18 protein-coding genes are annotated in these 19,424 nt (G+C 73.0%); 9 read left to right on the plus strand and 9 right to left on the minus strand.

Annotation, left to right across the window (positions count from 1 at the left end):
- Positions 1 to 7 precede the first annotated feature (7 nt).
- The 5 genes from WCD41_RS13255 to WCD41_RS13275 form a co-directional block, all read right to left on the minus strand.
- Complete coding sequence (locus WCD41_RS13255; protein WP_337713889.1) at positions 8 to 448, minus strand: hypothetical protein; 441 nt, start codon at positions 446 to 448, stop codon at positions 8 to 10.
- Positions 445 to 1,449 carry a hypothetical protein gene (locus WCD41_RS13260; protein ID WP_337713890.1) on the minus strand — a complete coding sequence of 335 codons (1,005 nt, stop codon included), beginning with the start codon at positions 1,447 to 1,449 and terminating at the stop codon, positions 445 to 447. The genes WCD41_RS13255 and WCD41_RS13260 overlap by 4 nt, the downstream gene beginning before the upstream one ends.
- Before the next feature lie 371 nt (positions 1,450 to 1,820).
- Positions 1,821 to 2,087, minus strand: a complete 267-nt coding sequence (locus WCD41_RS13265) for a hypothetical protein (protein WP_337713891.1) — start codon at positions 2,085 to 2,087, stop codon at positions 1,821 to 1,823.
- Positions 2,084 to 2,341 carry a DUF397 domain-containing protein gene (locus tag WCD41_RS13270; RefSeq protein WP_337713892.1) on the minus strand — a complete coding sequence of 86 codons (258 nt, stop codon included), beginning with the start codon at positions 2,339 to 2,341 and terminating at the stop codon, positions 2,084 to 2,086. Before WCD41_RS13270 ends, WCD41_RS13265 begins: the two co-directional genes overlap by 4 nt.
- Positions 2,342 to 2,473: 132 nt before the next feature.
- Positions 2,474 to 3,349, minus strand: a complete 876-nt coding sequence (locus tag WCD41_RS13275) for a Sco1979 family transcriptional regulator (protein WP_337713893.1) — start codon at positions 3,347 to 3,349, stop codon at positions 2,474 to 2,476.
- A gap of 187 nt (positions 3,350 to 3,536) precedes the next feature.
- On the opposite strand from WCD41_RS13275, the gene WCD41_RS13280 reads away from it, so the two are divergent.
- The 8 genes from WCD41_RS13280 to WCD41_RS13315 all read left to right on the plus strand — a co-directional run bounded on the left by WCD41_RS13280 (position 3,537) and on the right by WCD41_RS13315 (position 14,179).
- The gene (locus tag WCD41_RS13280; protein WP_337713894.1) at positions 3,537 to 4,376 is read left to right on the plus strand and encodes an SAM-dependent methyltransferase; all 840 of its coding nucleotides are present in this window, start codon (positions 3,537 to 3,539) and stop codon (positions 4,374 to 4,376) included.
- Between the two features lie 8 nt (positions 4,377 to 4,384).
- Positions 4,385 to 4,927 carry a class I SAM-dependent methyltransferase gene (locus WCD41_RS13285; protein ID WP_337713895.1) on the plus strand — a complete coding sequence of 181 codons (543 nt, stop codon included), beginning with the start codon at positions 4,385 to 4,387 and terminating at the stop codon, positions 4,925 to 4,927.
- A gap of 127 nt (positions 4,928 to 5,054) precedes the next feature.
- A complete protein-coding gene (locus WCD41_RS13290; RefSeq protein WP_337713896.1) occupies positions 5,055 to 6,548 on the plus strand; it encodes an aldehyde dehydrogenase family protein in 1,494 nt (497 codons plus the stop codon).
- On the plus strand, positions 6,545 to 8,125 hold the full coding sequence (locus tag WCD41_RS13295; RefSeq protein WP_337713897.1) for an APC family permease: 1,581 nt from the start codon (positions 6,545 to 6,547) through the stop codon (positions 8,123 to 8,125). Before WCD41_RS13290 ends, WCD41_RS13295 begins: the two co-directional genes overlap by 4 nt.
- Positions 8,125 to 9,714 carry a GMC family oxidoreductase gene (locus WCD41_RS13300; protein WP_337713898.1) on the plus strand — a complete coding sequence of 530 codons (1,590 nt, stop codon included), beginning with the start codon at positions 8,125 to 8,127 and terminating at the stop codon, positions 9,712 to 9,714. Before WCD41_RS13295 ends, WCD41_RS13300 begins: the two co-directional genes overlap by 1 nt.
- A gap of 113 nt (positions 9,715 to 9,827) precedes the next feature.
- Complete coding sequence (locus WCD41_RS13305) at positions 9,828 to 10,673, plus strand: HalD/BesD family halogenase (RefSeq protein ID WP_337713899.1); 846 nt, start codon at positions 9,828 to 9,830, stop codon at positions 10,671 to 10,673.
- A 26-nt stretch (positions 10,674 to 10,699) separates the two neighbouring features.
- A complete protein-coding gene (locus WCD41_RS13310) occupies positions 10,700 to 12,496 on the plus strand; it encodes a choline/carnitine O-acyltransferase (RefSeq protein ID WP_337713900.1) in 1,797 nt (598 codons plus the stop codon).
- 57 nt (positions 12,497 to 12,553) lie between these two features.
- The gene (locus tag WCD41_RS13315; RefSeq protein WP_337713901.1) at positions 12,554 to 14,179 is read left to right on the plus strand and encodes a DHA2 family efflux MFS transporter permease subunit; all 1,626 of its coding nucleotides are present in this window, start codon (positions 12,554 to 12,556) and stop codon (positions 14,177 to 14,179) included.
- Between the two features lie 3 nt (positions 14,180 to 14,182).
- On the opposite strand, the gene WCD41_RS13320 is transcribed toward WCD41_RS13315, so the two are convergent.
- The gene (locus WCD41_RS13320; RefSeq protein ID WP_337713902.1) at positions 14,183 to 14,914 is read right to left on the minus strand and encodes an HlyD family secretion protein; all 732 of its coding nucleotides are present in this window, start codon (positions 14,912 to 14,914) and stop codon (positions 14,183 to 14,185) included.
- On the minus strand, positions 14,911 to 16,458 hold the full coding sequence (locus WCD41_RS13325; protein ID WP_337713903.1) for an HlyD family efflux transporter periplasmic adaptor subunit: 1,548 nt from the start codon (positions 16,456 to 16,458) through the stop codon (positions 14,911 to 14,913). Before WCD41_RS13325 ends, WCD41_RS13320 begins: the two co-directional genes overlap by 4 nt.
- A gap of 169 nt (positions 16,459 to 16,627) precedes the next feature.
- On the opposite strand from WCD41_RS13325, the gene WCD41_RS13330 reads away from it, so the two are divergent.
- Positions 16,628 to 17,302 (plus strand): HAD family hydrolase, encoded by a 675-nt coding sequence (locus WCD41_RS13330; protein WP_337713904.1) that lies wholly within the window; start codon positions 16,628 to 16,630, stop codon positions 17,300 to 17,302.
- A 39-nt stretch (positions 17,303 to 17,341) separates the two neighbouring features.
- On the opposite strand, the gene WCD41_RS13335 is transcribed toward WCD41_RS13330, so the two are convergent.
- Both WCD41_RS13335 and WCD41_RS13340 read right to left on the minus strand, forming a co-directional pair.
- Positions 17,342 to 18,307: a hypothetical protein gene (locus tag WCD41_RS13335; RefSeq protein WP_337713905.1), complete on the minus strand. Its 966-nt coding sequence runs from the start codon at positions 18,305 to 18,307 to the stop codon at positions 17,342 to 17,344.
- 51 nt (positions 18,308 to 18,358) lie between these two features.
- Positions 18,359 to 19,372 (minus strand): class I fructose-bisphosphate aldolase, encoded by a 1,014-nt coding sequence (locus WCD41_RS13340; RefSeq protein WP_337713906.1) that lies wholly within the window; start codon positions 19,370 to 19,372, stop codon positions 18,359 to 18,361.
- Positions 19,373 to 19,424 lie beyond the last annotated feature (52 nt).

Consider the following 19,424-nt stretch of genomic DNA (forward strand, 5'->3'; position numbering starts at 1 on the left):
TCCGGTGTCAGCGGCGTCCGACCTGCTGGTAGTAGCCCTGGTCCTGCGCGGGGACGGCCGGCGCCGACGACGGGTCGTCGAGGTAGAAGCGCTGGCCGATGACCTTGAGGTCGCGGCGGGCCATCGCGAGGTTGGCCTGCTGGCGGTTGAGGACCAGGTAGAAGAACAGCTTGTCGTCGCCGTTCGAGTAGATCGGCCGGATCAGGTGGTACTGCGTGTCGAGGGTGATCAGGATGTCCTCGATCGTCTCGCGCAGGCCCAGCTTCTGCATGACGTCGAACTTCGCGCGGACGACCTCGCTGTTGCCGGGCGCGGCGACGTCCAGGTCGAACTCGGCACTGCCGCCGCGTGACCCGAGGGTCATGCCGCTGTCGTAGTCGACGATCGCCACGGCGAACGCGCCCTTGATGTTGGCGGCGGCGTTCAGGGCGTACTCGACATCACTCATGGGTTCCTCCGTGTCGGGGTCGCTCCGGGGGAGCGGGTGGTGGTTTCGGGGCTACCGGCGAGTGCCGGGTGGGGTGTCCGCCCCAGGCGGAGCAGGCCGGCGAGGACCCGCCGCAAGGTCTCCGGGTCGGTGCGCCAGCGTTGGCCGAGCACACCGGCCGAGTCCGGGGGCGGTGCCGCGTCCTCGTCCGCCGGCGGGGCCGGGCCCGCGGGCAGCGTGTCCGCGGGGGCCGGGCGGCGGGGTGCCGGCAACGTCGGCGGCGGTGTCGGCGGCGGTGTCGGCGGCGCTGCCGACCGGGGCGGCGAGGTCCGGAACACCGGTGCCGCCGCCGGGGCGGACACCGGCGCCGCTCGGGACGGTCGGTCCGGCCGATTCGGCGTGTCCGGTCGGTTCGGAGCCGGAGCCGGAGCCGGCAACGCGGCGGGCGCCAGGGCAGCGGTGCCCACCGGGGTCGCCGGTCCGCTCGTCGGCGGCGGCATCGACGAGGCTGCCGGCGAGCGGGTCGTGGACGGGACGCGGACGGGCCAGGGGTTCGACCGTCGCGCGGGGGGAGGTGCCGCCGACGGCTCCGGGGACGGGCCCCGGGACGTCTCCGTCGACGACGGTCCCGCGGGGAGCTCGGCCGGCCGGGCCGGGCCCGGGTTCGCCGCGGGGGTGGGGTGGGCCGCCGGGCCGGCCGTGGCGGTCAGCGCGGTGAGGCGCCGGCGGGCGAGGGCGAGGTTGCCCCCGTCGCGATGGACCCGGAGGTAGACCCACACGCCGTCCGCCCCGGGCAGGGCGCGGAGCAGGTGGTGGGCCCGGTCGGTGGTGACGATGACGTCGTCGAGGGCGAGGTCGCGGTCGGCTGCGACCGCCCCGGCGCGGCGTCCCCAGGCGAGGACGGCATCGGCGGTGCCCTCGTCGGTGCCGATCTCGGCGAGCACGTGCGGGCGGGCGCCGGCGGCCTCGGCGAGCACCGCGTGCGCGAAGCCCGGCAGGTCGGGCAGGGACTCGAGCGGCACGCGGACCCCGGGCGGAGCGGACGGCGCGGCCGGTGCGGGCGGCGCCGGGACGACCACGGGGGTCTGGAGACCACCCGGGGCGGCCCCCGTGGGAGCCGCCGTCCCTGTCGACGCCGTGATCACGAAATCCTCTCGTCCGCAGCTCGGTGAGGTCACGAGCCTAGGAGGGAGGGTTACGGAGAGCAATTGGCCGTTCGGCTGACGTTACCTATCCAGGTGATGCAACGGGTCGTCCGTGGACGGAGTGATTACTTTACGCCAAACGGCCGCTTCATCCACGAAACGACACCGGCTGCTGCGCACGGGGGTGACGTGGTGACCGGATCGGAGGATCGGACGCGTCGGTTCGCATCAGCGCGGATCACGGTGCTTCAGGCCGATGCGCGAGGGACCAGCCGCGACCAGAGCCCCGGACGGCGGTCGGGTGAGCCGAGGGGCTCGCCGGCGGCGACGGCGCACGACGCACAGCGTGACGCCGGGGGAGCGGACAGCGAGGAGGCCCACACCGTCGCGCGACAGAGGGCCTCGAAGCGTCCGTCACCGCCCTGCGCGGCCAGGAACGCGGCGTCGGAGACGGCGTGGTCGGCACCGTCGACGGCGCACGTCAGCCACATGAGCCGGCCACCGGGGTGTGTCACGCCGACCGCCCCGCCACGTCGTCGACACCGAGCAGGTCGTCGTAGGCGCCGCGCTTGATGTCGGCGAGGAAGGCGCTCATCTCGGCGACGGAGAACACCAGCGCCGGCCCCTCGGGGAAGCGGGAGTTGCGCACCGCCACGCCCCGGGAGCGCACCGGCGCGAGCTCCACGCAGTTGCCCTGCTTGCCGGACCGGGCGCTCTTGCGCCACGTCACGTCGGGCAGAGCGTCGTGTGCATTCGGCACCTGGCCCATGCGACCGCCTCGATCGTCTGCACGTGCATCCGTCAGTGGCGCCGAGCCTAGCAACTGTGCCGATCATCTGCACGTGCATGTGACGTGTGCGAGTCGTCCGTGCGCGGACGGTTACCGGGCGGTACGCCCTGCTCAGCGCTCGGCGGCGAGCTTGGTGAGGTACTGGCGCGTCTCGTCGGGGGTGAGCGCGTCGACGGCCACGCGGTCCATCACGCGGCTGTACGTCTCGACCTCGGGCCGCTTGTCCAGGTACGTCGCGTGGGTGAGGTGTTCCTGGTAGACGAGGTCGGGCAGCTCCGGCTCCGCGAAGCGCAGGATCGAGAACGTGCTCTCCGCGGCGTAGCCGGAGAGCGCGAACGGCAGCACCTGCACGACGACGTTGGGCAGGGCCGCGACCTCGAGGAGGCGCTCGATCTGGCCGACGAGCACCGAGGGCCCACCGATGGGCCGGTGCAGCACGGATTCGTCGAGGATCGCCCACACCGTCGGCGAGTCGCGCCGGCCGAGCTTCTGCTGGCGGCGCATCCGGACCGCGAGGCGGCGCTCGTCGTCCGGGGTGGCGCGGTCCGGGTGCCCGGAGGTGATGATCGCGCGGGCGTAGTCCTCGGTCTGCAGGAGACCGGGGACGAACATGAGCTCGTAGGTCTGGATGCGCGACGCGCTGGTCTCCAGGCCCACGTAGTCCTCGAACCAGTCGGGGAGGACGTCGCCGTAGGGCTGCCACCAGCCGGGCTCGTTGGAGCGCCGGGTCATGCCGAGGAGGAGCTCGCGCTCGGAGTCCTCGGTGATCCCGTACATCGTCAGCAGGTCGGCGACGTCGCGCTCCTTGAAGCCGACCTTGCCGGCCTCGAGGCGGCTCATCTTGGAGTCCGACCCGCGGATCGACCACGCCGCGTCGGAGCGGGCGACCCCGGCGCGCTCGCGCAGGCGACGCAGCTGGGCACCCAGGATGATCCGCCGCGCGGTGGGTCCGGAGACCTCCGGCTCGGTGTGCTCCACCTCGGCCACGTTGGTGCGCTCCCCGCTGTCCTCGGGCCTGTCCTCGAGCCCGACCCGGGCCCGGCCCGTGCCGCCGAGCCGCAGACGTTACACGCCGCCGCAGGTCGACGTGCGCTGATCGACCCGCGGAGGGCCGTGTGGCCGTACCCTCCTAGGGTGATCGACCGTCCGTGACGCACGTCCCGATGGGAACCCGATGACCGCTGCGCACTCCTCGTCCCGCTCGGGGTCGGCTCCCGCGTACGTCGACACCACGAAGGCGAGCATCGCGCGGGTGTACGACACCGCGCTCGGCGGCAAGGACAACTACCCGGCCGACCGCGAGGTCGTCGAGAAGCTCCGCCAGGTCGCCCCGGAGATCTCGCAGTTCACGGTCGACCACCGTGCGTTCCTCGTGCGCGCCGTGCGCTTCCTCGCCGGCCAGGCCGGGATCGACCAGTTCCTCGACCTCGGCTCGGGCCTGCCCACCGCGGAGAACACCCACCAGGCCGCCCAGCGCCTGCGCCCCGAGGCCCGCGTCGTCTACGTCGACAACGACCCGTCGGTGGTCGCGCACGGCCGGGCGCTGCTGGAGGAGAACGACCGGACGTTCTTCTCGCCGGGCGACCTCACGGTCCCGGGCGAGGTCCTGGCGGACCCCGTGGTCACCCGCAACCTCGACTTCGACCGGCCGGTCGCGCTGCTGCAGCTCGGCACGCTGCACCACTACGACGAGAGCAAGCTGACCTGCGTCGAGATCATGCAGCAGTACATCGACGCGCTGCCGTCGGGCTCGTACGTCGCGCTGAGCCACTTCCTCGACCCGCAGGACGAGCACAGCGAGGTCGCGCGGCGCATGGAGGGCGTGTTCCTGCACAGCCCGCTGGGCACGGGCGTCTTCCGCACCCGCGAGCAGATCCTCGCGATGATGCCGGGTCTCGAGCTGATCGACCCGGGCCTCGAGCTCTGCGTGAAGTGGTGGCCGGACGGCCCGCAGCTCGCCCCGCTCCTGCCGGCGCAGTACTGCATCGCGGGCGTGCTCGGCCGCAAGCCCTGAGCCGACCCGTGGGGGCTGTCGACCGCGAACGCTGGGACGCCCGCTTCGCCGGCCTCGGCGCGGGGGAGGCGGGCCCGCCGGGCGTGCTGGTCGGTCGCGAGGACCTCGTCCCGACGAGCGGGCGCGCGCTCGACCTCGCCTGCGGGCGGGGCACGGTCGCGGCGTGGCTGGCCCGCCGCGGGCTCGCGGTGGACGCGGTCGACGTGTCGCCGGTGGGCCTGGCGGCCGGACGCGAGCTCGCTCCCGACGTGCGGTGGATCGAGGCCGACCTCGACGACGGGCTGCCGGTGCGCGGACCGTACGACGTGGTCGTCTGCCAGCGCTTCCGGGACCCGGCGCTCTACCCCGCGCTGGTCGAGCTGCTCGTCCCCGGCGGACTGCTGGTGATCAGCGTGCTGTCCGGGTCCGGCGACACCGGCGGGCCCTTCCGCGCACCGCCGGGGGAGCTGCTCGCCGCCTTCGGCCACCTCGACGTGCGGCACCACGAGGAGGGCCACGGCGAGGAGAGCCTCCTGGCCGTCCGGGGTGTGGGTGGCGCGCGCGGGTTCTGAGCTCGCGCGCGTTCTGAGCGAAGGGGTGTGGTCCGTGTAAGGCATGGTGCGGACGTGGCGGGAGGTCGATACTCGGACGACCGACCGGCACGGCCGACCGGGTGATGCGAACGAGGAGGCGCCAGGAGTGGGGCAGCTGTTCATCGACGGAGAGTGGACGTCGGCGGTCGACGGGGGGCGCCGGGAGATCCGCTCCCCGGCGGACGGATCGCTGATCGCGGAGGTCGACGAGGCCGGGGCGAAGGACACCGAGCGGGCGATCGGGGCCGCGCGGCGGGCCTTCGACGACCGGCGGTGGGCGTCGGTGCCCGCCCCGGAGCGCGGGGCGCTGCTGCTGCGGGTCGCGGACCTCCTCCAGCGCGACAAGGCCCGCCTGGCGCGCGCCGAGACCGACGACACCGGCAAGCGCGTCGTCGAGTCCGAGATCGACATGGACGACATCACCAACTGCTTCCGCTGGTTCGGCCACCTCGCGGCGACCGACGACGGGCGCCTCGTCGAGACCGGCATCCCGACCGCGCGCAGCAAGGTCGTCCACGACCCCGTCGGGGTGTGCGGGCTCATCACGCCCTGGAACTATCCGCTGCTGCAGACGGCCTGGAAGGTCGCGCCGGCGCTCGGGGCGGGCTGCTCGTTCGTGCTCAAGCCCAGCGAGCTGACCCCGCACACCGCGATCATCCTCATGGAGCTGCTGGCCGAGGCCGGGGTGCCCGACGGCGTCGCGAACCTGGTGCTCGGCGCCGGGGCCACGGCGGGCGCGCCGCTGTCGACCGACCCGCGCGTGGACATGGTCAGCTTCACCGGCGGGCTCGTCACCGGCCGCAGGATCATGGAGTCGGCGGCGCCGACCGTGAAGAAGGTGGCGCTCGAGCTCGGCGGCAAGAACCCCTTCGTGCTCTTCGCCGACGCCGACCACGAGACCGCCGTCGACAACGTGCTCACCGGGATCTTCCTGCACTCCGGCCAGGTGTGCTCCGCGGGCGCGCGGCTCGTCGTCGAGGAGTCCGCGCACGACCGGATCGTCGACGACCTCGTCGAGCGCGCGCGGCGGATCCGCCTCGGCGGGCCCGACGACCCGGCCACCGAGACCGGGCCGCTGATCTCCGCCGCCCACCGCGAGAAGGTCGAGGCCTACGTCGCCGCCGGGGTCGCCGAGGGCGCGGTCCTGCGCTGCGGCGGCGAGCGCCCGACCGACCCGGAGCTGGCGGACGGCTACTTCTACCCGCCGACGATCCTCGACCGCTGCACCCAGGACATGTCCGTGGTGCACGACGAGAGCTTCGGTCCGGTCCTCACCGTCGAGACGTTCACCGACCTCGAGGACGCCGTGCGCATCGCCAACGACACCGAGTACGGCCTGGCCGGCGCGGTCTTCTCCTCCGACCACGGCACGTGCGAGGAGGTCGCCGCGCGGCTGCGCCACGGCACCGTGTGGATCAACGACTTCGGCCCCTACGTCCCGGCCGCCGAGTGGGGCGGGTTCGGCCACTCCGGGGTCGGGCGCGAGCTCGGCCGCGCCGGGTTCGCCGAGTACCAGGAACCGAAGCACATCTGGACCAACACCCGGCCGGGCCCGACCGGGTGGTTCCCCTCCTCGACACAGCATGGGAGTGGTTCATGAGCACGAGAGACGAGAAAGCCCACAAGCAGGCCAGCGCGACGGACGCCGAGGACATCGACGAGTTCGGCTACAAGCCGAGCCTCGTGCGGTCCCTGGGGAGCTTCCACACGTTCGCGGCGGGGATCAGCTACATCTCGATCCTCACCGGCACGTTCCAGCTGTTCTACCTGGGGCTGGGCACCGGCGGACCGTCGTACTGGTGGTCGTGGCCGATCGTGTTCCTCGGCCAGCTGATGGTCGCGCTGTGCTTCTGCGAGCTCGCGGCGCGCTTCCCGGTCGCCGGCTCGATCTACAACTGGAGCAAGCGGCTCTCGAACCACGGCGTCTCCTGGCTCGCGGGCTGGACGATGCTCACGGCGTCGATCGTGTCCATCGCCGCGGTCGCCCTGGCGCTGCAGGCGACGCTGCCGGAGATCTGGTCGGGGTTCCAGTTCATCCCGATGCAGGGTGACGAGGACACGAACGCGCAGGCGCTCAACGGCGTCATCCTCGCCGCGCTGCTCATCGTGTTCACCACTGTGATCAACGCCTTCGGCACCAAGCTCATGGCGCAGATCAACTCCGCGGGCGTGTTCATCGAGCTCATCGCGGCCGTCGTCCTGATCATCCTGCTCGCCGTGAACATCGTCCGCGGCCCGCAGGTCGTGCTGTCCAGCGGCGGGATCGACGCGAGCGGCCGGCCGCTCGGCTACGCCGGCGCGTTCCTCGTCGCCATGTTCGCCTCGCTCTACGTCATGTACGGCTTCGACACCGCCAGTTCGCTGGCCGAGGAGTCGCACGACCCGCGCCGCAACGCCCCGAAGGCGATCCTGCGGGCGCTCTTCTTCTCGTTCCTGCTCGGCGGACTGATCCTGTTGTTCGCGATCATGTCGGCGCCCGACCTGTCCGATCCGGCGTTCGGCAGCCTCGGCGGTCTGCAGAACCTCATCCTCGCCGTGCTGGGCGGCGGGGTCGGCACGGTCATCCTCATCGCCGTCGTCGTGGCGGTCGTGGTGTGCGCCCTCGCGGTGCACGCCGCGGCGATCCGCCTCGCGTTCGCCATGAGCCGCGACAACAACCTGCCCGCGGGCACGAAGCTGTGCACGATCAGCCCGCGCTTCGGCACCCCGGTGGTGTCGTCGGTGACGATCGGGGTCATCGCGATCGTCCTGCTGCTCGTCACCTTCAGCCCGCAGATCTACACGGTGGTCACGTCGATCGCGATCATCATGATCTACACGGCGTACCTCCTGGTGACGGTCCCGATGCTCATCCAGCGGCTGCGGGGCACCTGGCAGCCACGGCCCGACGGCTTCTCGCTGGGTCGCTGGGGGCTTCCGGTGAACATCCTCGCCGTCATCTGGGGCGCGCTCATGGCGATCAACCTCGCCTGGCCGCGCAACGAGATCTACAACGCGACCGAGCCGTTCCACTGGTATCTCCAGTACGGCGGCATCCTGCTGCCGGGCATCATCCTCGGGGCCGGTTTCGCGTACTACTGGACCGTCCAGCGGCACAAGACGGGCGTCGTCGCCGAGCACGCCCGCGTAGACACCACCGTGGCGACCCCCACCGACAAGCCCGTCCAGGAGGCGTGATGGCAGACCCACAGACGTCCGGGCGCGAGTTCGACTACGTCGTCGTCGGCGGGGGCACGGCGGGGTCCGCCGTCGCGTCGCGGCTCTCCGAGGACCCGGACGTGTCGGTCCTGCTCGTCGAGGCCGGGCCGTCCGACGTCGGCGACCCGGCGATCCTCAACCTCTGGCGCTGGATGGAGCTGCTGGAGTCCGGCTACGACTGGGACTACCCCATCGAGCCGCAGGAGTTCGGCAACTCCTACATGCGCCACGCGCGGGCCAAGGTGCTCGGCGGGTGCTCGTCGCACAACTCCGCGATCGCCTTCTGGGCCCCGCGCGAGAACCTCGACGACTGGGCGGCCCAGGGCTGCACCGGATGGGGCGCCGACGAGAGCTACGCCTTCTACCGCAAGCTCGAGACGGCGCTGGACGGCGCGGAGTACGCCGAGCCGCCCGGCCGCGGCACCGACGGGCCGGTGACGATCCGCTCGATCGCGCCGCGCGACCCCTGCGGCCGCGCGCTGCTCGAGGCGTGCGAGCAGGTCGGGCTGCCCGTGACCCCGTTCAACACCGGCCGCACGGTGCTGCGGGGCGCCAACTGGTTCCAGGTCAACGCCAACCCCGACGGCACGCGCAGCTCGGCGTCGGCGGCCTACCTGCACCCGATCATGGCGAAGCGCCCGAACCTCGAGGTCTGGACGGGCTACCGCGCCGAGCGGCTGACGTTCGACGACTCCGGACCCCGCCCGCGGGCCACCGGTGTCGCCCTGCGCACCCCGGACACCCGCTGGACGATCGGGGTGACGGCCCGCCGCGAGACGATCCTGTCGGCGGGGGCGATCGACGGGCCGAAGCTGCTCATGCTCTCGGGGATCGGGCCGGCCGAGCACCTGCGCGAGGTGGGCATCGACGTCCGCGTCGACGCGCCGGGCGTGGGGGAGAACCTGCAGGACCACCCGGAGGGCCTGGTGCAGTGGGAGGCCCTGCAGACGATGCCGACCGAGTCGGTGCAGTGGTGGGAGATCGGCATCTTCGCCGGCGCCCCGGACCGGACGACGCCGGACCTGATGTTCCACTACGGGTCGGTGCCGTTCGACCTCAACCTGGTCCGCTACGGCTACCCGAGCACCGAGAACACGTTCTGCCTCACGCCGAACGTCACCGGCGCGCAGTCGAAGGGCACGGTGCGGCTGCGCACCCGCGACTTCCGCGACAAGCCGAAGGTCGACCCGCGGTACTTCACCCACGAGCACGACCGCGAGGTGATGATCCGGGGCGTGCGGGTGGCCCGGGAGATCGCGTCGGCCCCGGCGCTGAAGGAGTGGGTGGGCAAGGAGCAGGCGCCGGGCGACGCGGCGCAGACCGACGAGGAGATCTTCGACTACATCTCGAAGACCCACAACACGGTCTACCACCCGTCGTGCACGGTGAAGATGGGCCCGGACTCCGACCCGCTGGCCCCGGTGGACCCGCAGCTCCGGGTCCGGGGCGTCGACGGCCTGCGCGTCGCCGACGGGTCGATCATGCCGGACCTGATCACCGTCAACCCCTGCATCACCACGATGATGATCGGCGAGCGCTGCGCCGACTTCATCAAGAACCCGCGCTAGATCGCAGTATCCGGCCTCCGGCGCGGCAGCTCCGCTGCGCTGCGTGCCGCCTGGCCCGCCCTGACCTGATGGACGGGGCGGGCCCGGCGTGATCGTCGCTACGGTGATCTCCCGTGGCACCTGGGGGAGATGTCGTCGACACCCGCCGCTATCCCCTCGACGACCCCGGGAGCCCGGCCTGGCGGGCCGTCGTCGATCGCGCGCGGGCCGAGCTGCGCGCCGAGGGCTGCACGGTCCTGCGCGACGTGGTGGCCCCGGAGCACCGCGACCGCCTGCGGGCCGAGGGCGACGCGATCGCCGGGCACGCCCACGCCGACGTCGCCGAGGTCACCGTCTACAACACCGACCCCGACCCGTCGCTGCCCGACGACCACCCGGCACGCGTGGTGCTCCAGCGCCGCAACGCGTTCGTGGCGCGCGACCACATCCCGGCCGACCACCTCGTCGCACACCTCTACGCGCACCCCGGCCTGCAGCGCCTGATCGCGGCCTGCTTCGAGGTCCCGGCGGTGCACCCGCTCGCCGACCCGTACGCCGGCCTGACCCTCAACGTCGTCGCGCCGGGCCACGACCACCCCTGGCACTTCGACACCAACGAGTTCGCCGTCAGCCTGCTCACCCGGGCAGCGGAGCGCGGCGGGGCGTTCGAGTACTGCCCCGGCATCCGTGCGGCGGGCGACGAGAACCACGCCGGGGTGCGGGCCGTGCTCGACGGCGACCGTCGCTCCGTCCGGCGCCTCGAGCTGCGCCCCGGCGACCTGCAGCTCTTCCGCGGTCGCCACGCGCTGCACCGCGTGACGCCGGTGGAGGGCGCGACGTCCCGCCACGCCGCGATCCTCGCGTACAGCGAGCGCCCGGGCGTCGTCGGTTCCCCGACCCGCACGCGACAGCTCTTCGGCCGCGTCGCCCCGGAGCACCTGGCGGCGGCCACCGTCCGCGGTGACACCCTGCAGGACTGACACCCACCGTCTGGGAGGACCAGAGCATGACCGGGACGTTCGACGCCGAGGACGACCTGCCCCGGGTCCCGGTACCCACGCTCGCCGACAGCGCCGAGCAGTTCCTCGCGTGGTGCGAGCCGCTGCTCGACGACGCCCAGCGGGCCGAGACCCGAGGGGCGGTCGACCAGCTGCTGCGACCCGACGGCCCGGGGCCGGTCCTGCAGGCGGCGCTCGAGGCCTACGACGCCGAGCCGACCACGCACAGCTGGCTCGACGACTTCTGGGAGTCGCGCTACCTGGGCCGCCGCGACCGGATCGCGCTCAACGCCAACTTCTTCTTCCTCTTCGCCGACGACCCGTCGGCGCACGACGCGTTCTCGCGGGCCGCCGGGCTCGTGCTCGGCGCGCTCGACCACAAGCACCGGGTGGACACCGAGACGCTGCCGCCGGCCACCCGCAAGGACGCGCCGATGACGATGGAGCAGCACAAGTACCTGTTCTCGTCGACCCGCATCCCCGGCGACGACCAGGACACCGCCCGCACGCCCTACACCGACGCGTGGCCGGGACCGTCGCGCGAGCGCCACGTCCTCGTGCTCGTGCGCGGACACGCCTACCGGATGGACGTCCTCGGCCCCGACGGTGTCGCCCACACCGCGGACGAGATCGCCGACGGGCTGCGGGCGATCCGGGCGCAGGTGGGGGAGAGCCGCGGTCCGGGGGTCGGGGCGCTGACCACGAAGGCGCGGGCCGAGTGGGCCGCGAGCCGGCGGGCGCTGCTGGCCGAGGGCAACGCCGCGCCGCTCGACGACGTGGAGACCGCGCTGTTCGCGGTGGCGCTCGAGGACGAGCCCGGCGACGACGCCCGCGACGACCGGGCCGTCGGCAAGCAGCTGCTGGGCGGCGACAGCGCGGACCGGTGGTTCGACAAGGCCGTCACGTTCGTCGTCCTCCCGGACGGCACCGCCGGCATCAACACCGAGCACTGCCGCCTCGACGGCACGACGGTGCTCGCCCTCGTCGACGGGATCTTCGGGGCGTCGACGGAGGAGCACGCGGCGAGCCTGGGGGCGCGCGCCCAGGGCGCCCCGGCGTCCGCGCCGCTGCCGTTCGTGATCACCGAGGAGCGCGCCGCCGACGTCCGGGACGCCCGGGAGGACTTCGCGGCGTTCGCGGACGGGGTCGCGACGCAGCTCGTGGTGTTCGACGACCTCGGCAGCGACCGCGCGAAGAAGCTGGGCGTGTCCCCGGACGCGTTCGTGCAGATGGCGTACCAGCTGGCCCACGTGCGCGCGAAGGGCTTCGTGGGCGCGACCTACGAGTCGATCGCGACGCTGCAGTTCCACCACGGGCGCACCGAGGCGATGCGCGTCGTCACCCCGGAGATCCTCGCGTTCACGGCGGCGATGGAGGACCCGGCCGCCGGGGACGACCGTCGCCGCGAGGCGTTCGACGCCGCCGCCTCCGCCCACGTCGCGCGGGCGCAGCAGTGCCAGGCGGGGCATGCGCCCGAGCAGCACCTCTGGGAGCTCTCGCTGATCCAGCAGCGGCGGGGAGCCTCGCTCGGCGCGGCGGAGCCGCTGGAGATCGTCGACTCGCCGGGGTGGCGCGTCCTGCGCGACGACTACCTGTCGACCAGCTCGGCACCCTCGGCGAACGTGCGCGTCTTCGGCTTCGGCTCGACGAGCACCCAGTGCATCGGCGTCGCGTACGTGCTGCTGCCGGGGCGCCTGGTGGTGCACCTCAGCACGCCCGCCGCCGTGGGTGGGCAGATGGAGCGCTTCGCCGCCGAGCTGCGGCGAGCCGTCGACGAGATCGCCGCCCTGCTGGTGTCGCGCTGATCACCATGCCCGTGCGCTCGGCGTGAAGTGGTGGGCCAGACGTCGTAGCCTCGGGCCGTGACGGCCAGGCCCGAGGTCCGGGACACCGAGCTCACGGCTCCACCGACCGCACCGCCGTCCACGAACGGCCACCACGTCGAGGAACCGGTCGCCGCGCCGGTCGACCGGGCGGAGTCCGCCGAGTCGAGCGAGGCGGCTCCGTCCGGGAACACCCACTGGGTCGTCGCGCTGCTCGTCCTCGTCGCCGGCATGTTCATGTCGGTGCTGGACATCAGCATCGTCAACGTCGCCATCCCGGTGATGCAGAACGACTTCGGGGTCACCACCGAGGACATCTCGTGGGTGTCGACGTCGTACTCGCTCGCCGAGGGCGTCATCGTCCCGGCCAGCGCGTGGCTGGGGCTACGGCTCGGGCTGGGCCGGGCGTACATCGTCGCGATGATCGGCTTCGCGGTCGGCTCGGTGCTGTGCGGCCTGGCGTGGGACCTGAACTCGATGATCGCCTTCCGCATCCTGCAGGCGATCCCCGGTGGCGTGATCCCCGTCGTGGCGCTGACGATGCTCTACAAGATCGTGCCGAAGGACCGTCTCGGCGCCGCGATGGGCATGTACGGCCTCGGGATCGTCTTCGCGCCGGCGATCGGCCCGACGCTGGGCGGCTACCTCGTCGAGTACGTCGACTGGCGGCTGATCTTCTTCATCAACGTGCCGATCGGCATCGTCGGCACCATCGCCGCGATGGTGTGGCTGCCGAACTTCGGCGCCGGCTTGGCCCGGCGGTTCGACCTGCCGGGCTTCCTCGCCATCGCGTCCGGCCTGTTCGCCCTGCTGCTCGGGCTGCACGAGGCCGAGGACTGGGGCTGGACGTCCTACCCCGTGATGATCCTGATCACCTACGGCGTGCTGGCCCTGGCGCTCTTCGTCGTGATCGAGCTCGAGAGTGACCACCCGCTGCTCAACGTGCGGGTGTTCCGGTCGTGGCCGTTCACGAACTCCCTGATCCTCATCGCCGTCATCTCGGCGGGGCTGTTCGGGGTGCTCTTCTACATCCCGCAGTCGCTGCAGCTCAACCAGGGACTCGGGGCGTTCGAGACGGGCCTGCTGCTGCTCCCGCAGGCGCTGGTCATGGCGGTGATCATGCCGTTGGCCGGGCAGATCTACGACCGGATCGGCGCGCGCTGGCCGGCCGTGGCGGGCCTGGTCATCACGGCCTGGGGCACGTGGATGCTGCGCGACCTCACGATCGACACCTCGCACGGCCACCTGGCCTGGATCCTGGGGTTCCGCGCCGCCGGGATCGGGCTCGCCATGATGCCGATCATGACGGGCGGGCTCTCGTCGCTGCCGCCGCACCGCGTCGACGGGGCGAGCGCGTTCAACACCGTCGTGCAGCGCTCGTCGTCGGCGATCGGGCTGGCGGCGATGACCGCGCTGATGACCGCGCAGCAGTCCCAGGGCTACGCCGACCGCGCCGGCATGGTGCCCGCCGACCCCGAGACGTTCGGCTCGGTGCTCGGCGAGTACTCGATGTACCAGCAGCTGCAGACCCGGGTGTTCGACACCGCGTTCGGCGACCTCATGGTCGTCACCACGGCCCTCACCGCGGGCGCGGTGCTGCTCGCGCTCATGCTGCCGAGCGGGAAGCCCGCCCCGAGTGAGGGTCCGCGGGTGATGGAGGGCTGAGGCTCACCCGCCCCGGTGGATGTCGACCTCGACGTTCATGCCGGGGATGAGCTCGAGGCCCTGCAGGTCGTCGATGCCGATCTTCACCGGGATGACCTGGGTGACCTTCTGGAAGTTGCCCTGGCTGTTCGACTGCGGCAGCGGCGAGAACACCCCGGCCGCGCCGCCCTGGATCTCGCGGACCGAGCCGGTGAACGTGCGGTCGGGGTAGGCGTCGACGGTGAAGTCGACCTCCTGGCCGGGCTGCACGGCGTCGATGTCGGTCTCGTCGAGGCGGGCGGTGACGTACACGCCATCCGGGTCGTAGGCGATCGCGAGCTGCTGGCCCGCCGTCACGTAGGCGCCGTCGGTGGTGTCGTCCATGGCCACCGTGCCGGCGGCGGGGGCGCGGATGCTGCGCTGCGGGCGCACGTAGCCGCCGTCGATCTCGATCCGCCCCACCACCTGGTCGGCGCGCAGCACCGCGCCCTGGGTGCCGGTCCAGCCGACGAGCGTGCCCGCGGTGGGCGCGACGATCGGGATCTGGGTGCCGTCGATCTGGGCGTTGTCGGTGGTGACGTACTGCCGGGCGTCGAGGAAGTAGCTCAGGGTGAACCCGATCGCCGCCAGCACGGCGAGGAGCACGATGACGATCAGCGCGATCCGGGTGCCGCGGCGCATCGGGCGGCGCTTGCCGGTGCCCTCGGTGGTGTCGGGCTGCTCGGTCGTGATGGTGCCCTGGTCGTCGGTGCTCATCGACGGGCCGCCACGAGCACCTGCTGACCTTCGGTGAGGCCGCTGCGGACCTCGGTGCGGTCGGCGCCGACGAGACCCGGCGTGAACGGCGTCGGGACCTGGCGCCCGCCCGGCTCGACGACGACCACCGATGTCCGGTCGCCCTGCCGGATCACCGCCGAGTTCGGGACGCTCACCGCATCCGGCCCCTCGCCCGTGATCACGGCGGCCTGCGCCGTCTGGCCGTCCTTGAGCCGCGGGTCGGGGCGGGCGACCGCCACCGTCACGTAGTAGTTGATGACGTTCGCGATGTCGGTCGAGGCGGGCGACACCGCCAGGACGGTGCCGTCGAGGACCACGTCCGGCAGGGCGTCCAGGGTGACGTGGGCGGCCTGGCCGGGCACGAGCGACGCCGCGTCGATCTCCTGGAACGGGGCCACCACCGAGAACCCGGAGGTGCTCTGCAGGACGAGGAACTGCGACCCGCCGGGCCGGCCGGGGGAGGCCCCGCCGCCCATCGACGCGGCCGCGGCGCCGGCGTCCGCCGCGGCGCCCGGGATGGCGGCCTCGCCGCCGGGGGCGAGGGGCGTCGTCCCCGAGCTCGGCTGCAGGAACTCGCCCACCGCGCCGTTGACGGCCGTCACGACCCCGTCGACCGGGGCACGGAGGGTGGTGTTCGCGAGATCGCGCTGGGCGTTCTGCACCCCGACCCGGGCGTTGTCCACCTGGGCCTGGGCGCCGTCGAGCTGGTTCGGGCGGTCGGCGCGCGAGGCGTCGAGCTGGTTCTGGGTCTGGACGAGGCCGTTGCGGGCCTGCTCGACCTGCACGCGTCCCGAGGCCTCGTCGACCTGGCGCTTGCTGCGCGCCTGCGCGAGCTGGCTCTCGGCCTGGGCCTTGCTCTGCTGGGCCATGGCCGCCTGGCTCTGCGCGCCGGGCAGCAGGATGCAAGCCGTGCTCGCCTGCTGCTGCTCTGGGAGAAGGGCTCGAGGAAAACCGTAGGCGCTGGCCCCGCCCTGCGAAGAACACGCGGTCTGAGCGTCCGTGAACGCCTTCTGCGCCTGCACCGCCCCCGCGTGCGCGTCCCGTGCGGCTCGCTCGGCCTGGTGGATCGCCGCGTCGTCGGCGTCCAGTGTCGCGTCGACCTGGTCCTCGGTGGCCTGCACGATCCGCCGCGCCTGGGCGACCGAGTTCCCCGCGCCGTCGACGGCGGTGTTGTCGAGCGCCTGCTGGTAGGCGGCCTCCTGGCCGTCGAGCGCGGCCTGGGCCTGCTCGACGGCCTGGCGGGCGTTGAAGTCGTCGATCTTCGCGAGGACCTCGCCCGCGCGGACCTGATCGCCCACCGCGACGTTGACCTCGTCGAGCTGGCCGCCCTTGGGGAAGCCGATGTTGTTGGTCGCCGTGGCAGACACCGACCCCTGGGCCGACACCCCGGTCTCCACGGCCGCCCGCACCACCGGCACGGTGCGTGGTGGCGGCGTCTCCCCGCCCCCGCCGCACCCGCTGACCGCCAGCACCGCCGTGATCAGCGCGGTCGCCCCGAGCGCCCTCCGGGGGGAGAAGATCATGCTCGGCCAAACGAGCTTCAAGCAGCTGAGTGACGTCTCTGTGAGGGGCCGTGCGCGTCATGTCACACCGACGAACGGGCGATGGACACTCGACCGGTCGGCGGAGTAGGCGCGGGTGTGCCGGTGCTCTCGGCATGCGCGCCGGACCGCGTCGGGCACCCCCGGTCCCATGACGGACACACGCGGCACCGTGATCCTCGACGTCGACGGCACGCTGGTCGACACCAACTACCACCACGCGCTGGCCTGGTACCGCGCCTTCCGCCGGTACGGCGTGACGATCCCGGTCTGGACGATCCACCGCCACATCGGCATGGGCGGCGACCAGCTCGTCGGCGCGGTCGCGGGCGACGACGTCGAGCGCGAGCACGGCGACGACATCCGCGCGGCGTGGACCGAGCAGGCCGACGCGATGATCGACGAGTTCGCCGCGCTCCCGGGCGCCCACGACCTGCTCGAGGCGATCGTCGGCGCGGGCTTCACCCTCGTGATGGCGAGCTCGGGCAAGCCGCACCACGTCGAGCGCTACGCGAAGCTGATCGAGGCGGGCGACCTCGCCGACGCCTGGGTCAGCTCCGGCGACGTCGAGCAGACCAAGCCCGCCCCGGACCTGCTGCAGGTCGCCATGGAGCGCGTCGGCGCCGAGGCGGCGGTGGTCGTCGGCGACTCCGTCTGGGACTGCCGCGCCGCCGAGCGCCTCGGGCTGCCGTCGGTGGCGGTGCGCACGGGCGGGTTCTCGAACGAGGAGCTCCGCGAGGCCGGCGCCTCCGACGTGGTCGCGTCGGTCGAGGAGCTGACCGCCGACATCGGCAGGCTCCACCCGCAGACGCCGCAGCAGGCCTGACCCGGGCCGCGGCGGATCGCCGGCCTCGCCGGGGCGTGATCAACACGCCGGGCGGGTCGTCCGGGGAACGGGCCTCGCCCGCGGGTGGCGCATCGCCGGCGGCGACCGCCCGGAGGCGTGCCGAGGCTCCGGGCCGAGCGCGCGGTGCTGGGTCGTGGCGAGCACGCGCCGACGTGAGGCCGTCCGGGCGACCGAGTCCACGCACCGCTCCTCGAGCGGCTCGGTGGACCCCGACGTGAGGACGCCGTCGAGCACGCGCCCGACATCGCGATCGACCGCCGCACGAGCCAGGTCAGTCGCCTCGGTGAGCTCCGGTGCGACGGCGGTCCCCCCGAGGACCACGCCGCCGAGCGCGTCGAACGCCCGGCGACGAGCGCGGCCCGGCTCGTCGGCGACACCGGGCGGCCTCGCCGCCTCCGGCCCGCGGCAAGAGTGGCCCGCGTCCACGACGTCGACCGCCTCGTGCCGAGCGGCGTGATCGGGTTCCTCGGCGGGCTCGTGCGTCTCGATTGGGTCAGGCACGACGTGGACCTCCTGCGCACCGTGGCAGGGCGCCTCGCCGTCGTGCCGGCGGGCCGGCTCCACGGCGTCGGAGGCACTCGAGACAGCCTCCGGCGCGGGGAGCACCTGACCCACGTCCGCGACGTCGCCCGCCGCAGGCCTCCCGGACCACACGTCGTCGAGGAGCTCCGGCTCCACGTCCCACGGCACGTCGTCCGCGGGCTGCGAGGCGTACGTGACCCAGAGGTCGGTCGCGAGCGGCGCCAGGTCGGCGCCCGGCTCCGTCAGGGCGGCGCGGACCAGCGTCCGCTCCACCTCGGCGAGCAGGTCCGCGTCGCGCCCGTCCGCGCGCAGGGCCTCGATCAGCTCGCCGAGGACGTACAGCTGGTCGGCGTCGATCGAGCCGGCGCGCACCGCGGCCGCGGCGAGCGGGAGCGTCGGCGCCAGCACACCGGCCAGCGCCGTCCGCACCGCACTCGGGGCGACCGAGGATTCCTGCTCCACACCCCGGACGCTACGACCGACCCCCGACAGTCCCGGACGATCATCGACGGCTCAGGCCGACGCGCGCTCCGCGTCCGCGGTCCACTCGCCGCGGTTGGCCGCGCCCGTGAGGCGCAGCCGCTCGGCGAAGGCGTCCTGGGCGGCCGCGACGTTCTCCTCGGCACCCGCCCACACCGACATCGGACGGCCCTGCAGCGCGCGGGCGTAGGAGAAGCTCACGGTCCAGGGCTGCGGGCCGCGGCGCGCGATGGCGTCGAGGTTGGCATTGGCCTGGGCGTCGTCCTGCCCGCCGGAGAGGAACACGATCCCGGGCACGGCGGCCGGGACGGTCCGGTGCAGGACCTCGAGGGTGCGGTCGGCGACCTCCTCGGGGCCGGCCTGGTCGGACCCCGCGTAGCCGGAGACCACCATGTTCGTCTTCACCAGCACGCCCTCGAGCGCGACCCGCTGGCGGCGCAGGGCCTCGACGGTGGCGGCGAGGACCTGCTCGGTGACCTCGGCCGAACGGTCGATACCGTGGTCGCCGTCCATGATCGACTCGGGTTCGACGATCGGGACGAGGCCCGCCTCCTGCGCCAGCGCCGCGTAGCGGGCCTGGCCGGCGGCGTTGAGCTCGATCGCCGTCGCGCTCGGCAGGGCGTCGGACACCGAGATCACCGAACGCCACTTCGCGAACCGCAGGCCGAGGTCGGCGTACTCCGCGAACCGCTCGCGCAGCCCGTCCAGCCCCTCGGTGACCTTCTCGCCGGGGAAACCGGCCAGGTCCTTGGCGCCCCCGTCGACCTTGATGCCCGGCACGATGCCCCGCCGGCGCAGCAGGTCCACCATGCCCGTCCCGTCGAGCGCGTCCTGCCGCACCGTCTCGTCGTAGAGGATCACGCCGCCGAGGCGTTCCTCGACGTCCTTGGTGGTGAACAGCAGGTCGCGGAACCGGCGGCGGGTCTCGTCGGTCGACTCGACGCCCACCGCCTCGAGGCGCTTCGTGATGGTCCCGGTGCTCTCGTCCGCGGCGAGGATCCCCTTCCCGTCGGCGAGGATCTCGCGCGCGGTCTCGTTCAGCGTCATGCCGGGGGGTTGACCGCCACCTCGTCACGTATGCGCCGTAGAAGTTAGGGTG

The organism is Actinomycetospora aeridis, from assembly GCF_037400275.1.
In the GTDB taxonomy this organism is placed as follows: domain Bacteria; phylum Actinomycetota; class Actinomycetes; order Mycobacteriales; family Pseudonocardiaceae; genus Actinomycetospora; species Actinomycetospora aeridis.